Origin of the sequence: Streptomyces sp. NPDC058653, assembly GCF_042716895.1 — a bacterium.
Lineage (GTDB): Bacteria > Actinomycetota > Actinomycetes > Streptomycetales > Streptomycetaceae > Streptomyces.
In genome coordinates this window covers 25,813-41,578 of record NZ_JBHXRM010000035.1, presented here as the reverse complement: position 1 = coordinate 41,578, position 15,766 = coordinate 25,813, and the positions used below count along the sequence as shown (strand labels likewise).

Here is a 15,766-nt window from a genome sequence, read left to right as displayed (position 1 = left end):
CTTACTTACCTGTCGAGTGAAGTGGGGACGGGGCCGGCGCCGTCCTCCTCGTCGCGATTCCGTCGACGTACGTCTCCACCACCTCGATGTCTCCGATACGTGAGGTGTCGACGCGCCGGGGATCGTCCCCCAGCACGACCAGATCCGCGAACTTGCCCGGCGTGAGACTTCCCACGTTCTCCTCCCAGTGGCAGGCGAACGCGCCGGCGGCCGTGTACGCGCGCAGGGCCTCGTCCACGGTGATGCCCTCGTCCGGGCCGATCACCTGGCCGGAATCGGAGGTCCGCTCGACCATGAACTGGACCGCCCGCAGCGGGGATCCGTCCGTGACGGGCCGGTCGGAGCTGCCGACGAGCGGGATGCCGTGGTCCAGGAACGCCCTGCCTCGGTAGAGCCAGGGGGCCCTCTCCGCGCCCATGAGCGCCGCGTAGTCGTCGCCGAAGTGGCGGAGGAAGGTGGGCTGGACGACCGCGCTGAGACCGAGCCGCGCGAAGCGGGGGAGCTGGTCGGGACGGATCAGTCCGGCGTGTTCGACACGGTGCCGGGCGCCGGGGCGCGGCCGTAGCCGCTGGGCCCGTTCCAGGGCGTCCAGGGCGAGTTGGGCCGCACGGTCGCCGATGGCGTGGACGGCGAGCTGCCATCCGGCGAGATGACCGGCCACGATCGTGTCGGCGAGCACGTCCGGGTCGTCCTGCAACTGGCCGCAGTGGTCGAGCCCTTCGTAGGGCCGGTCGAGTGCGGCGGTCCTGGCCATCATCCCGCCGTCGGTGTAGACCTTCAGCGCGCCCACGGAGAGCCGGCCGTCGCCGAACCCCGTGCGAAGCCCGAGGTCGAGCGCCCGGGGAATGCCGTCGGTCTCGTGCCCGGCCTCCCGGCGCAGCCGTTCCGCTGCCACCATGAGCTGCACCCGCAGCGGCAACAGGCCCTGTTCGCGCGCGAGTTGATAGGCGCCCAGCTCGACCGGGCTGTGACCGAAGAGGGCGCCGCCGATACCGGCCTCCGCGCAGGCGGTGATCCCCTCGGCGAGACAGGTCCGGCCCGCCCGCCCGATCGCCTCGGCCAGCTCCCGCTGGGAGTACGGCGGTCTGAGCGCGCGGGCGGCGCCCATGGCACCCTCGGCGAGGAAGCCGTTCTCGTGCGGGAGGCCGGCCGGAAGCCGGCGGAGGACAGCCGAGTTGACGACGCAGCCGTGCCCGGAGTCGTGCAGCAGGAAGACCTTGCGCCCCCGGCTGACGGTGTCCAGTTCGGCGGCGGTCAGATGGCGGCCCAGGGCACGCTGGTCGTAGCCGACGAGGCTCACCCAGCCCCCGGGCGATCCCTCCCTGGCGACCGTCCGGGCCACGACGTCGAGCACCTCGTCGATCCGACTGAGTCCGGCGACGCTCGGAGTGTTCTCCTTGAGCCCGGCCCACGCCAGATGGACATGTGCGTCGATGAACCCGGGGAGCACGGTGGCACCCTGAAGGTCGATCACCTCACGTGCGGGGAGAGAGGTCACGGCCTCGTCCAGGCCCACGATCCGGCCCCGCCAGATACCCAGGTCGTGGGCGACGGGGTGGTCCGGATCCATGGTCAGGAAGCGCGCGTTGGTCAGCCTGGCGCAGAGCATCGGTGGCGTACCGCCCTCCGGGAGGTCAGCCGTCCGTCGATGTCGCGAGGGACCGGGGGCGCAGATCGGTCCAGTTGGTCTCGATGAACTCCATGCAGGTGTCACGGGAGTTCTCGCCCAGGACGATCTCCCATCCTCCGGGCACGTCGGCGAAGGACGGCCAGAGCGAGTGCTGCCCCTCGTCGTTCACCAGGACCAGGAAACGGCCTTCGGGGTCGTCGAAGGGGTTGGTGCTCATGTCGCAGTGCCTCCTAGGGTCCAACAGAAGGGAAGACCAATCTTAGGTTAGGCTCCCCTAATCAAAGGGGAGCCTAACGTCTCCCCCTCCCTCTCACAAGGAGACGTCCATGCGCCTCGCGGCCGACGAGGACCACGCCTTCGCCGCCTTCGGACTGGCAGGCGAACCGGGCGGCGACGAGTTCTGGGCGGCGGCGCGGACTCCCGTGTCCGTGCGCGCGGACGACGGAGGCTGGCTGACCCTGTTCCTGTGGCGCGGATCTCCCGCGAGCGTCGTCTTCGAGAGCTGGTCGGCGCCGGTCCCCCTGCGGCGATGGCGCGAGTCGGACTGCTGGTACGCCGAGGTGCCCATGCCCGCCCGGCTCCGGGTGACCTACCAACTCCTCGTGGGAGAGGACTCGTACGCCGACCCGCTCAACCCGGTCGGCGCGGGCGGTGACCGTTCCCTGGCGGCGACTCCGGACTGCCCTCCCCAGCCGCACTGGCCGGCCGTCGGCCCCGACGCCGTACTCCCCCTCCCCCGCACCAGGTTCCGCTGGAGCGGCGAACGGCTCGGCGGACGGCGCACCGTACGCGTCCACCCGGTCGGCGGCGGTGGACCGGTGGTCCTCCTGCTCGACGGGGACGACTGGCTGTATCTGCATCCGGCGACGGACGCGTTCGACTCGGCCGTCGCCGCCGGCGGGATGCCCCCCGTCACGCTCGTCTTCCTGCCGGCCAAGGACAGGGAGGCCGAGTTCGCGTGCCGTCCCGACCTCTGGGAGGCCGTCCGGGACGAACTGCTGCCGCTGGTCGCGGAGACCGGCGTACCGGCGGACACGGACCGGCTGGTGGTGGCCGGACAGAGCCTCGGCGGGCTGAGCGCGATGTACGCGGCGCTGGAGTTCCCGGACCTGGTCTCCCGTGTCGCCTGCCAGTCGGGGTCGTTCTGGTGGACGCCCGAGGCCATGACCCTCGCGGACCCCCTGGGCGGTCGGCTCGGGGGCACCGTCGCCGAGCGCCTGCGGAAGCGCCCCGACCTGTCCGGTCTGCGCTGCGCGTTCGACGTGGGGGAACACGAGACGGCGATGCTGCCCCACTGCGAGCTGACCGAGACCCTGGCCGAGGAGGCAGGTGCGACCGTACGGGTCTCCCGCTCGCCCTCCGGCCACGACCGGGCGGGCTGGCGGCACGCCCTGGTCCGGGATGTCGCCTGGGCGCTCGGCTGAGCCGTCCCGGGCCGGCGCCCTCAACTCCCGTATTAAATACGGCGGTTCACCTCGCCACGGCCAGGCAGTACGCCTCGTCCGTGGCGAGGAGGTTGCGGTGCGTGTCCTCGGCGGTGATCGCGCCCTCGTCCAGGACGAGGACACGGTCGGCGGCGTCCAGCAGCGCCGGGCTGCTGGTGAGCACCACGGTGGTACGGCCCCTGCGCAGCTTCGCGATGTTGCGCGCGATGAGCTGTTCGGTGACCGCGTCGACCGCCGTCGTCGGGTCGTGCAGGACCAGCACCTCGCTGTCGGCGGCCAGGGCGCGGGCCAGGGACAGCCGTTGCCGCTGCCCCCCGGAGAGATTCGCGCCCCGGTCGCGGACGCCGTAGTCCAGCCCGTCGCGGTGCAGCGCCACCACGTCGGTCAGCATGGACGCCTCGACGGCCTCGGGGACCATCGGGCTCGTGCCCGACGGGTCGATGTTCGTACGGAGCGTGCCCGCGAAGATCTCCGCGTCGTAGGGGTTCACCAGCAGGTGCTCGCGGACCGCCTCGACCGACAGGTCCCCGACGGCCCGCCCGCCGACCCGTACCGTTCCCTCGTACGCGTCCGGGGGGACGGTGACCACGAGGATCGAGGCGAGGTCGGCGGCGGCGCGCGGCTGGTAGACGGCGATCGCCACGAACTCGCCCGCCGGTACCTGGAACTTGAGCTGACGCAGGGTCCCGTACCGTACGCAGTCGATCTCCAGGTCGCCGCCGGGGGCCGGGCGCCCGGCGCCCGGGGTCGCCACGGGCGGCGCGGACAGCACCAGCGCCATGCGCTCGGCCGAGGCGCGCGCCATCATCACGTACTTCGGCATCTCCGAGAAGAGTTTGAGCGGTTCGATGATGAACTGCGCGAGGCCGACGGCCATGACGAGTTCCCCGATGGTGATCCGGCCGCCGAAGGCCAGCCAGCCCGCCGTCAGGGTCACCGCGGCGGCGAGGACCGCGTTGAGGGCGAGCGCGGTGCCCGCGTAGACGCCGTTCACCTTGGCGACGGTGATCGCCTGGCGCCTGGCGTCGGAGCTGACCTTCCGGTAGGAGAGGAACGCCGCGTGGTTGCCGCCGAAGCCGTGCAGCGGGCGCAGGCCGGTGATCAGGTCGGCGACCTTCGCGCCGGCCCGTGCCACCCGGGCCTGCTGTTCCCGGGTACTGGCCCCGATCCGTCTTGACATCACGGCCAGGATCGACAGGATCGCCACGGTCCCCGCGATCACCAGCAGACCGAGCCGGAGGTCGGCCAGGCCGAGCGCGACCGCCGCTACCAGTACCGCGACCAGGGAACTGATCAGCAGCGGCACGACCTCGATGATGTCGGCGGTCTGGTCGGCGTCCTCGGTGGCGATGGTCAGCACCTCGCCGGACTTCAGGTCGACGTCCCTGGCCACCGGCTGGAGTCCGCACTCCGCCACCCGCACCCGCCAGCGGTGCGCCTCGGTCGTGTTGGCCTTCTGCAGGGTGCGCATGCCGAACCGCCACGACAGCGAGACGGTCGTGATGATCACGGCCAGCGCGGCGATCGACAGACCGAGCGCCCGGGGGCTCCGGTCCTGCATCGTGTGCTCGACGATCAGACCGAGCGCGATGGGGAAGGCGGTCTCCCCCGCCTGGTACAGGCCCATGAGGACCGTGCCGCGGGTCATCGCGCCGACGTTGCGGCGCAGGGCGGTCCGGAGGATGTCGGCCCCGGGGCGGGGCCGGGGGGTGTCAGCTGTTGTCTTCAAGGTGGCGGGCAATCGCTTCCGGGGTTCGCAGGGTCAGGAGATCACGGATCGTGACCACAGGTCCGTACTCGCGGCGGAGCAGCCCGGTCAGCCGCACCGCCAGCATGGAGTGCCCGCCGAGGGACACGAAGTCGCTCACCGCGCTCACCTCGTCGTCGTCCAGGTCCAGTGCCTCGGCGAAGAACTCGCAGACCGTGGTCTCGGTCTCGGTCTCCGGGCCGCGTTCGCCCGCCGTGGTGAGCGCGCCGAGCGGCTTGGCCTCCGGCAGCGCCTTCGTGTCAGCCTTCCCGTTCACCGTCAGCGGGATGCCGTCGACCTGGGCGTAATGCGTCGGGCGCAGGAAGTCCGGCAGCGCGGCGCCGACGTCGGCGGCGACCTCCGCGAGGCCGGAGCCGTCCAGTACGAGATACGCGGCGAGCCGGTACGCCCCGTCGACGCCCGGGTCGGGCTGGGCGACGGCGGCGGCGAACCGCACCGCCGGGTGCGCCGCGAACGCGGCCTCCACCTCGCCCGGTTCGACCCGGTGCCCCCGGATCTTGACCTGCTGGTCGGTACGGCCGAGGTAGGCCAGGTTCCCGTCGGGCCGCCGGACCACGAGGTCGCCGGTGCGGTACATGCGCTCGCCGGGGGCGCCGAACGGGCAGGCGACGAAGCGGTGCGCGGTCTGGGCGGGCTGTCCGAGATAGCCGCGCGCGATGCCGATGCCCGACACGTACAGCTCACCGGGGACTCCGTCCGGCAGCGGGCGCAGCCACGGGTCCAGCACGTACACCTCGGTGTTGTCGATCGCCACGCCCACCACCGGGTCCTGGCACTCGAAGGTGCCGACGCCGAGGGTGTTGATGGTGTACTCGGTGGGCCCGTACAGGTTGTAGCCGACCGTTCCCGGGGTCTCGGCGAGGCGCCGCCAGAGCGTCGGGGTGACGGCCTCGCCGCCCAGCAGGACCAGCGCGGGCCGGCGGTCGGGGTTGTCGAGCAGTCCCTCGGCGACCAGTTGCTGGGCGTAGGTCGGGGTCACGTTGACGACGTCGATGCCGTGGGCGCGGCAGTACTCGACGAGGCGGGGCGCGTCGCGGCGCAGCTCCTCGTCGCAGATGTGCACCTCGTGGCCGTCGGCGAGCCAGAGCAGTTCCTCCCACGACATGTCGAAGGCGAACGACACGGTGTGGGCGATCCGGAAGGTCCGGTGGCCGTGTTCGGCGAGGACCGGCTCGAAGATCCGGCGCTGATGGTTGACCAGCATGTTGGTGAGCCCGGCGTACTCGGTGACGACGCCCTTGGGCCGGCCGGTCGATCCGGAGGTGTAGATCACGTACGCGGGGTGCCTCAGCCGGTCCGGGTCGCCGGGCGCGAACGTCGTGTACGGCTCCGCCTCCGGCAGCGGCCGGTCCAGCTCGATCAGGTCGCCGGTGAGCCGGGGCGAGACGGCGCTCACGGTGAGGGTCACCTGCGGGCGGGCGTCCGCGACGATCGCGGCGATCCGCTCGTCCGGGTGGTCCAGTTCCAGTGGTACGTAGGCGGCGCCGACGCGCAGCACGGCGAACAGGGCCACGATCGAGTCGAGGGAGCGCGGGATCGCGAGGGCCACGGTCGTCTCGGGTCCGATGCCCCGCCCGGCGAGCACGCCCGCCAGCGCACGGCTGCGGTCCCGGAGCTCCGCGAAGGTCAGGGTGGTGCCCTGGGCGACGAGCGCGACCCGCCCGGGATCGCGGTCCGCCGCCCGGTCGAACCGGTCGACGACGGTGTCCGTGCCGACGTCCGTGCGCCCGGCGGGCAGGGGCCTCCGCCCGACCCCCGGCAGAGCGCCCACCGGTCCCGTCGACCGGGCCAGACCGTCCAGCAGGCGCAGATAGTCGTCCAGGAGGCGAGCGGCGTTCCCGGTGTCCCCGTCGCGGTGCTCCAGCTTGACCGTGAGGCACTCGCCGGGGGTGACGACCCAGGTGAACGGATAGTGCGTGGAGTCGTCGGCCTTCACCGACTCGATGCCGTGCCGGGCGTTCATCTCGGCGAAGGCGTCCATGTCCAGGAAGTTCTGGAGCACGAAGAGGTTGTCGAACAGGGTGTCGTGCCCGCTGGCCCGCTGGATCTCGCCGAGGCCCAGATGCTCGTGGTCCATCGCCTCGACCCTGGCCGTCTGGACGGCCGACAGATAGTCGCCGACCGTGTTCTCCGGCCGTGGCCGCGTCCACAGGGGCACGGTGTTGAGGAGCACGCCGACGATGTCGGACAGGCCCTCGCCCTCGCGGCCCGAGACGGTCACGCCGAAGACGGCGTCGCTCCGGCCGGTGTGCGCGCCGAGGAGGAGGCCGAAGGCGCCGGTGAGCACCGCGTTCAGTGTCACGCCGTGCGCCTTGGCCGCTTCCCGCAGCCGGTCGGAGAGTTCGGCGGAGAGCGTGCGCGTGAGCGCGTCGGGCAGGTCGTCCGAGAGGGTCGGCGCCACTCCGGCGAGCAGCGTCGGACCGGGCAGACCGGCCAGGTGCTCCGCCCAGAAGCGTTCCGATACGGCGGCGTCCCTGGCGTCGAGCGCCCGGGCGTACTCCTCGAAGCCGGGCGTCGCCGGGGACGCGTCCATCGGCTCGCCCGCGAGGACTGCCTCGTACGCGTCGAACAGGTCCCGCAGCAGGATCTCGCGGGACCAGCCGTCCCACAGGAGCAGGTGGTAGCTGAGCAGCAGGCCGTCCCGCCGGCCGGGCAGCCGCACGACGGTCAGCCGGATCAGCGGCGGCTCGCCGGGGTCGAATCCGGTGTCGCGGTCCTTGTCGCGCAGGGCGTCGACCTCCGCGTCCGTCGACAGCCGGACGGTGCGGACGCCGACCCGGCGGCCCGCCTTGAGGATCTGGACCGGGTTGCCGTCGTCGTCGGTGGTGAAGCCGGCGCCCACGACCGGGTGGCGCGCGATCACGTACGCCATGGCCTCGGCCAGCGCCTCGGTGTCCAGGCGCCGGTCGAAGGTGAAGTAGCTCTGCGCGACGTAGTGTCCGGCCGGGCCCGCCAGTTGGGCCTGGAAGAACAGGCCGCGCTGGAGGGGGGTGACCGGGGCGGTGCGTTCGGCCGTCGCGGCGGCTTCGGCGACGCGCTCCAGCGCGGTCCGCCAGTGCTCGGTGATCTCGTCGGGGATGCCGTCGGCGAGGGTGAAGGCCGCGTGCAGGGAGCCGGTGGCGCCGTCGGTCCAGGCGTTGACCTCGACGGCGTACGGGGTGCCCTGATCGCCACCGGTGAGGTGGAGGGCCGCCGACTCGCCGCCCCGGCCGAGGTAGTTGAAGAGCACCTGGGGGCGGGCGGTCAGCAGCGGGCCGGACTGCGGGTCGAGATAGCGGAGTTGGCCGTACGCCACGTGTCCGCGCTCGTCGGGCTGGCGCGCGGCGACCTCGTGGGCCGCGGCCACCGGATCGGTCTGTGCCGTGAGGCGTACCGGCGCGATGGAGGTGAACCAGCCGACGGTACGGCTGTAGTCGTGGTGGTCGAGGGCGGGGACCCGGCCGTGGCGTTCGAGTTCGATCGCGAGATCGGTGGGTGCCTCCTGGATACGGGTCAGTGCGGTGCGCAGGGCGCCGCACAGCAGCTCGGTCAGACCCACGCCGAGCGCGGAGGGCGCGGTACGGGTCACGAGGTCGCTCACACCGGGCGCGAGTACGACGCTCGTCTCGCGCGGGCTCGCGACCGTGGCCAGCAGGGCGGGGGCGTCGAGCGTGCCGATCCAGTGCCCGAGACGGTCGATCTCCTGGAGCGACCGTGACGCCAGCGCTTCGGCGTACTCGGCGTACGAGGTGGTCGGCGGCGGGAGTTCCCTCCCGCTCAGGGCGGTGGCCAGGTCGTCGAGGAGGACCAGCCAGGACACCGAGTCGACGGCCGTGTGGTGGACGGTGACCACCAGGGTGCGGATCGCCTCCAGCCAGGTGAACGCGATGACGTCCCCGGCCTCGGGGTCGAGCCGGCCGGCGGCCTCGTTCGCTGCGGCCGTCGCGTCGGTGGTGTCCGACCGGACGACCGTGACCTCCCGGGCGGGTTCGGTGCGCGGTGCCCACACACCGTGCTCGACACGGAGACGCAGGCGGAGTACGGGATGGGCGGCGACGACGGCGTTCGCGGCGCGCCGTACGTCGGCGAAGCCGGTGCCTTCGGCCGCGACCAGGGTCCTTGCCTGGGCGAACCGGTCGAGCGAGCCGCCCAGTTCACGCCGGCGCAGGAGGATCGGCGTCGGTGTGAACGGGCCGTCCACGTGGCGGGCGGGCGCGGGAGCGGGTGCGTCGGCCCGGGGCGCGCGTGCGGCGAGGTGGGCGGCGAGCGCGCGCGGTGTCCGGTGGAGGAACACGTCACGGGGGGCGATGGGCAGGCCGAGCGCCCTGGCCCGGTTGATCACGGTGATGGCGACGATGCTGTCGCCCCCGGCCATGAAGAAGTCGGTGTCCGCGTCGACGGCGGTGCCGGGCGGCGCGTCGGGCAGTGTGTCCTCGAAGATGCCGACCAGCGCGGCGAGCGCGGCATCGGTCGCGGCCGGGGATGTGCCGTCCGCTGCGGGGGCTTCCGTCCCCGACGGTGTCCGCGCGTGTGCGGCGCGCTCGGCGAGCGCCTTGCGGTCGAGCTTGCCGTTGACCGTCAGCGGCAGCGCGCCGACCGGGAGCACCGTGCTCGGCACCATGTGCGCGGGCAGCTTCGCCGACAGCAGCGCGGTGACCTCGTCCGGTACGCGGCCCACGACGTGCGCGACGAGATGGTCCCCGCTGTCCGCGACGGTGACGGCGGCATCCACGACGCCGTCCAACTCCCTTACGGCGGACTCCACTTCGCCCAGCTCGATACGGAAGCCCTTGAGCTGCACCTGGTCGTCGGCGCGGCCGGTGAACTCCAGCTCGCCGTCGAGCGTCCGGCGGGCGAGGTCGCCCGTGTGGTACATCCGGGAGCCGTCGTCCGCGAACGGGTCGGCCACGAACCGGCCGGCGGTGAGACCGGGCCTGCCCAGATAGCCGAGCGCGACCTGGTCGCCCGCGACGTAGATGGCGCCCACCCGGCCCGGCGGCACCGGCTGGAGCCGGTCGTCCAGGAGATGGGTCACCAGCCCCGGGATCGGACCGCCGATCGGGCTGACGTCGCCGCCGCCGGGGGCGAAGTCCTCGTCGGTCAGCACCCGGTGGGTGACGTGCACGGTGGTCTCGGTGATCCCGTACATGTTGACCAGTTCCGGCGCGGTGGTGCCGTGCCGCTCGACCCAGCCGCGCAGCCGCCCGGGATCCAGCGCCTCGCCGCCGAAGACGATCCGGCGCAGGGAGGTCACCGGTTCGCTGGCGTGCCGGTCGGCCTCGATGAACTGGTGGAAGGCCGACGGGGTCTGGTTGAGCACGGTGACCCCGCGCTCGCGCACCAGGCGGTGGAAGTCGACCGGGGAGCGGGTCAACGCGTAGTCGGGCAGCAGCAGTTCGGCGCCGTACGCCAGCGCGCCCCAGAGCTCCCAGACGGCGAAGTCGAAGGAGAAGGAGTGGAACTGGACCCATACGTCGCGCGGGCCGAAGCCCATCTCGGGCCGGGTGTTCGCGAGCAGTGACACCACGCTGGAGTGCGGGACGACGACGCCCTTGGGCCGGCCGGTCGATCCGGAGGTGTAGATCACGTACGCGGGGTCGTGCCGGCCGGCGGCGGTCCCGGCCGGTTCGGCGGCGGTGGGGGGCGTCTCCTCCCCCCGTACGAGGACGCGGGCGCTCACGCCCGCGCGGGAGAGCAGTCCGGTGAGGCGGTCCCGCTGTTCCCTCTCGACGAGCACGACCTGGGGAGCGGCGTCGGCGAGGATGTACTCCAGCCGTTCGTCCGGGTAGGCCAGGTCGAGCGGCACGTAGGCGCCGCCGGCCGTGACGACCGCGACGAGGGCGACGACCTGCTCGACGGAGCGCGGGACGGCGACGGCGACCCGCTTGCCGGGGCCGACGCCCGCCGCGCGCAGGACGGAGGCCAACTCGTCCTTGGCCTCGGCCAGTTCACCGTAGGTCAGGGAGCGGGTGCCGCCGTCGAGAGCGCACTGGGTGACGGCGGTGGCGGCCGGGTCACGCGTGGCGGCGGCGTCGAACAGCCCGCCGAGGGTCGTCGGGGTGACCGGTGCGGGGAGCCGGCCGCTTCCGGCCGCCAGTTCGGCGACGGGGGCGTCCGGCCGGGTGAGCAGGCCGGTGAGGGTTCGGACGAACGTACCCAGGATCGCCCGGGCGCCGGTCTCCCGCAGCAGGTCGCCGTCGTAGATCAGGTTGAAGCGGGGGCGCCCGTCGCCCGTGCGCTCCACGACCAGGGTCAACGGGTAGTGCGGGGCGCCCTCGTTGACGACGGCGGCGATGCGGAGTCCGCCGCCGGGGCCGCGCAGCGCGCTCACATCCGTCGCGACGTCGAAGACCACGAGGGTGTCGAACAGGGCCCCCACACCGGCCTCTCGGCCGATCCGCGCCAGCGAGACGTGCTGGTGGGGCAGGACGGCGCTCTGGTGTTCCCGGACGGCGGCGAGCAGCTCGCGGCTCGTCTCGGCGCGGGTCCAACGGGCGCGCACGGGGATGGTGTTGATGAACAGTCCGACCATGTCGCCGATGCCGGGCACGTCCGCGTCGCGTCCGGACACCGTGGAGCCGAAGACGACGTCCGCGCTCCCCAGGATGCCGCCCAGCGTCAGCGCCCAGGCGCTGTGCACCGCCACGCTCAGCGGTACGCCGGCCGACCGGACGGCCGCGTCGATGTCGGCACCGTCCGGGACCACGGCCGTGTCGGCGAACCGGTCGGAGGGGGTGTGGCCCTCGGCGACCAGGGACGGGCCGGGCAGCCCGGCGAGTTCGCCGCGCCATACGCGGTCGCTCTCGTCCTCGTCGCGTTCGGCGAGCCAGTGCAGATAGTCGGCGAAGCCGCCGAGCGGATACACGGTGCCCGGCGCCTCGTACTCGGCCAGCAGCGCCCGGAGCATCGGCGGCACCGACCAGCCGTCGGCGACGATGTGGTGCACCGTCTGCACCAGGACGGTGCGGCCGGCGCCGGCGCGGATGAGCGTGTAGCGCATCAGCGGTCCGGTGGCGAGGTCGAATCCGGCGACGCGGTCCGCCTCGGCGTGGTCGCGGATCTCGTCCTCGGTGATCCCGGGGCGGTCCAGCGTGGTGAAGGGCGCTTCCGCGCCGCTCTCCAGGACGGAGACGACGCGGCCGTCGGCGAGCGCGGTGAACCGTGCGGCGAGGTTGGGGAAGAGCGTGAGCAGCCGGGTCGCCGCCGCCGCGAGCCGGCCGGGGTCCACATCCCCTTCGAGCGTGAGGAGTTGCTGCTCGACATAGCTGCCCGTCGAGTCGTCGTCGAAGACCGAGTGGAAGTACAGGCCCTCCTGCAGCGGGGTCAGCGGCAGGATGTCCCGCAGCGCCGGGCCGTCGAGGCTCTCGACGTCGGCCTGGGTGAGCGGCACCAGCGGGAAGTCGCTGGGTGAGTGGCCTCCCTCGTCGAGCGCGGCCAGCCCGGTCAGGGCCGCCCGGAAGTACTCGCCGAGGGTCTCGACGTCCTCGTCGGTGAACATCCCCTCGGGCCAGGAGACGGTGGTGACCAGCTCGTACTCGCCCGTGGAGGCCGGTTCGGCGATCGCGTTGAACTCCAGGGCGCGCGGCAGGCGCATCCTCGGGTCCCGCTTCTCCCCCAACTGCCCGGTGGTTCGCGCGAGTTGCCAGTCACCGGAGGCTCCGGCGTCGAAGCGGCCCAGGTAGTTGAAGAGCACCTGGGGCGCGGGCGCGTCGAACTCCGACCCGGCCAGATAGCGCAGGGCGCCGTAGGAGACACCGTTGTCCGGCACCCGGGCGAGGTCTTCCTTGACCTTCTTCAGCGCGGCGGCCAGATACCCGGGCGCGGTGAAGTCGTCCGACGGGCCGGGATCGACGGTCACCGGGAAGAGGGTGGTGAACCAGCCCACGGTGCGGGAGAGTTCGGGCTCGAAGCCCGCCGAGTCCGCGACGAACCGGCCCTCGCGGCCATGGCCTTCGAGTTCGATGTGCGCGTACGTCTGGTCCTGCCCGAGATCGCGGCGCCACCGGGCGAGCGCGACGGCGAGCGCGGTCAGGAGCACGTCGTTGACGCCCGCGTGGAACTTCGCTGGGATCTCCCCGAGCAGCGCGGCGGTGGCCTCGGGGCCGGCCGTGACCGTTCTCGTACGCTCCCGGGCGACGGTGTCGTCCCCGGACAGCGCGCGCCTGCCCAGCGGTCCGTCGGCTGCCGGCAGGGGGCGCCGGAAGTAGGAGCTGTCGGCGTCGAACGCGGCACGTTCGAGCAGCTGCGTCCAGCGCCGGAACGAGGTGCCCACCGGGGGCAGCTCGACCGGGACGCCCGAGGTCAACTGGCGCCAGGCGGTGGCGAGATCGTCCATCAGGATCCGCCAGGACACGCCGTCGACCACCACATGGTGGACGGCCAGGACCAGTTGCCGTGCCTCGCGGCGCCATACCGCGCGCAGCATCACGCCGTCGTCGGGGGCGAGCCGGTCGGTGGCGAGGGCGACGCACTGGTCGAGCGGAAGGGCGCTCTCCTGCCATCCGACGGGGCCCCGGTCCCCCTCGGTGGCGGCCTGCGGAACGACGAAGCTCCAGCTGTCGCCCCGTACGAGTTCGGCGCGCAGCATGTCGTGACGTGACACGAGGGCGGCGAGGATCGTGTCGAGCGCTTCCGGGGTCAGCTCGGCGGGCGCGTTGAGCACCACGGACTGGACGAAGCCGTCGATGGCGTCGGTCGTCTCGCCGAGCCACTGCACGACGGGCGATCCCACGACGGGGCCGGTGGGCACGTCGCGGTGGTCCACGGTGGTGAGGTCCTCGCGGCTCGCCACCGCCGCGAGGGCCCGTACGTTGCTGTTGGCGAAGATCTGCCGGGCCGTGACATGGAGGCCCGCCTCGCGCAGGGCGCTGAGCAGCGAGATCGCCAGAATGCTGTCGCCGCCGAGCTGGAAGAAGTCCTGGTTGACCCCGACCTCTTCGAGCCGCAGCAGGCCCGCGACCGCCTGGCACACCACGCGTTCGTCCTCGGTGGCGGGCGGGAGGAGCGCGCCCGTGCCGATGACCGGCTCCGGCAGCGCGTTGCGGTCGAGCTTGCCGTTCGCGGTGAGCGGGAACTCCTTCAGGACGACGGTGTGGGCGGGCACCATGTACTCGACCAGGTGCTCGGTGGCCCAGGCCTTGACCTGCTCCGGCCGCAGGTCCTCGCTCCCGGCGGCCGGGATGACGTATCCGACCAGATAGGTGCCGCCGGCCGCGTTCTTCTTCGCGACGACGCAGGTGTGGCGTACGGCGGGGTGTTCCGCGAGGCCGGCCTCGACGTCCTCGATCTCCAGCCGCATGCCGCGGATCTTGATCTGGTTGTCGGCCCGGCCGAGGAAGTCCAGCGATCCGTCGGGGGCGTAGCGGGCGAGGTCGCCGGTGCGGTACAGCCGGGACCCGTCGTCGGCGAAGGGGTTGGCCACGAAGCGGGACGCCGTCAGGCCGGGCGCGTTGACGTATCCGCGTCCCAGAAGGAAGCCTCCCGCGTACAGTTCGCCGCCGACGCCGACGGGGACCGGGCGCAGTTCGTCGTCCAGGACGTACAGCTGGGTGTTGGGGTTGGCCCTGCCGATGGAGGTCGACAGGCGTTCCGCCTCGCCCCGGTAGATGACGTGCGAGACGCCGATCGTCGTCTCGGCCGGGCCGTAACCGTGGTACAGCGGGATGTCGAGCTTGGTGCGGAACCGCTCGTACAGCTCGGGGGTCAGCACCTCACCGCCGCACCAGACGTGCCGCAGGCTGTCGAGGCGGCCGGAGTCGCCGGCCATCTCCAGGAGCACGTCCAGCATGGACGAGACCAGGTAGGTGAAGGTGACGCGCTGCTCGGCGATCACTCCCAGCAGATGGTGCGGGTCGCGTTCGCCGCCGGGCCGCAGGACGACGAGCCGGCCGCCGGAGACCAGGGGCAGGAAGATCTCGTTGATGGAGATGTCGAAGGAGAGCGGGGCCTTGAAGAGCGACGCGTCGTCGTGGCCGAAGCCGAGGATCTCGTCGACCTGCCAGAGCAGGCGCTCGCTGATGGCCTCGTGGCGGATCATCGCGCCCTTGGGGCGCCCGGTCGAGCCGGAGGTGAAGATCACATACGCCAGGGCCGCGCCGGGGACGGATATGCCCGTGCCGTCGACGGGGTGGGAGCCGAACCTCCAGTCGTCGAGGTCGACGGCTTCGGCCGGGGGCTCTCCTGGACCGGGCTCGCCCGAGGAGTTGAGCTGCAGGACGACCCGGGCGTCCTCGACGACGACGGCCCGGCGGGCGGCCGGCCACTGCGGATCGAGCGGTACGAAGGCGCACCCCGCCTGGAGCACCGCGAGCAGTCCGATCACCATCTCGGCGGAACGGCCGAGCGAGATGCCGACGACCTGTTCGGCGGTGAGGCCGCGTTCGACGAGGCGGTGGGCCAACTGGCTTGAGAGCTCGGCTGTCTGACGGTAGGTCAGGGAGCGGTTGTCGTCCACGACGGCGACGGCGTCCGGCCTGCTGCGCGCCTGCTCGCGGAACATCTCCACGATCGTCGGGCGGTCCCGGTCGGCGGTGGTGTCGTTCCACTCGCTCAGGGCCTGACGTCGCTCCGCGGCGCCGGAGGGGGCGATGGTGCCGAGGGGCCGGTCGGGGAAGTCGGCGAGGTCGTCCAGGGCGAGTTGCGCGTCGGCGGGCGCGGTGCCCTCGGGGATCCCGATGGTCCAGGCGCCCGCGGCGTCGGGGCCGGTGGGCCAGTCGCCGGGCGCGCCGCCGCCGTTGTCCACCCAGCCGATGACGTCGGCGAACAGCGTGCCGGGGGTGAGGTCCAGGCCCTCGGGGCTCCGGCCCGTCGCCCAGTACGACAGGCCGACGGCGCACGCTTCCGCGACGGTCCGGTCGGAGTGGTCGCCGGTCCGCCGGCGCACGTCGGCCAGACGTGTGGCGGACAGCAGTATGTGACGAGCGCTCGGTTCGATCATCGAAGACT

5 protein-coding genes are annotated in these 15,766 nt (G+C 72.6%); 1 reads left to right on the top strand and 4 read right to left on the bottom strand.

Annotated features, from left to right (window positions below):
• Position 1 precedes the first annotated feature (1 nt).
• Both ACFWU9_RS26100 and ACFWU9_RS26095 read right to left on the bottom strand, forming a co-directional pair.
• Positions 2–1,609 carry an amidohydrolase gene (locus ACFWU9_RS26100; protein ID WP_384322468.1) on the bottom strand — a complete coding sequence of 536 codons (1,608 nt, stop codon included), beginning with the start codon at positions 1,607–1,609 and terminating at the stop codon, positions 2–4.
• A gap of 25 nt (positions 1,610–1,634) precedes the next feature.
• Positions 1,635–1,847, bottom strand: a complete 213-nt coding sequence (locus ACFWU9_RS26095) for an MbtH family protein (RefSeq protein ID WP_384322466.1) — start codon at positions 1,845–1,847, stop codon at positions 1,635–1,637.
• Between the two features lie 109 nt (positions 1,848–1,956).
• Between ACFWU9_RS26095 and ACFWU9_RS26090 the strand changes: the two genes are divergently transcribed.
• Complete coding sequence (locus ACFWU9_RS26090; protein WP_384322464.1) at positions 1,957–3,054, top strand: alpha/beta hydrolase-fold protein; 1,098 nt, start codon at positions 1,957–1,959, stop codon at positions 3,052–3,054.
• Positions 3,055–3,100: 46 nt separating this feature from the next.
• Here the strand turns inward: ACFWU9_RS26090 and ACFWU9_RS26085 are convergent, their stop codons facing one another.
• Together ACFWU9_RS26085 and ACFWU9_RS26080 are read right to left on the bottom strand one after the other, a co-directional pair.
• A complete protein-coding gene (locus tag ACFWU9_RS26085) occupies positions 3,101–4,723 on the bottom strand; it encodes an ABC transporter ATP-binding protein (RefSeq protein WP_384322585.1) in 1,623 nt (540 codons plus the stop codon).
• 64 nt (positions 4,724–4,787) lie between these two features.
• Complete coding sequence (locus ACFWU9_RS26080) at positions 4,788–15,758, bottom strand: amino acid adenylation domain-containing protein (protein ID WP_384322462.1); 10,971 nt, start codon at positions 15,756–15,758, stop codon at positions 4,788–4,790.
• Positions 15,759–15,766: the final 8 nt, after the last annotated feature.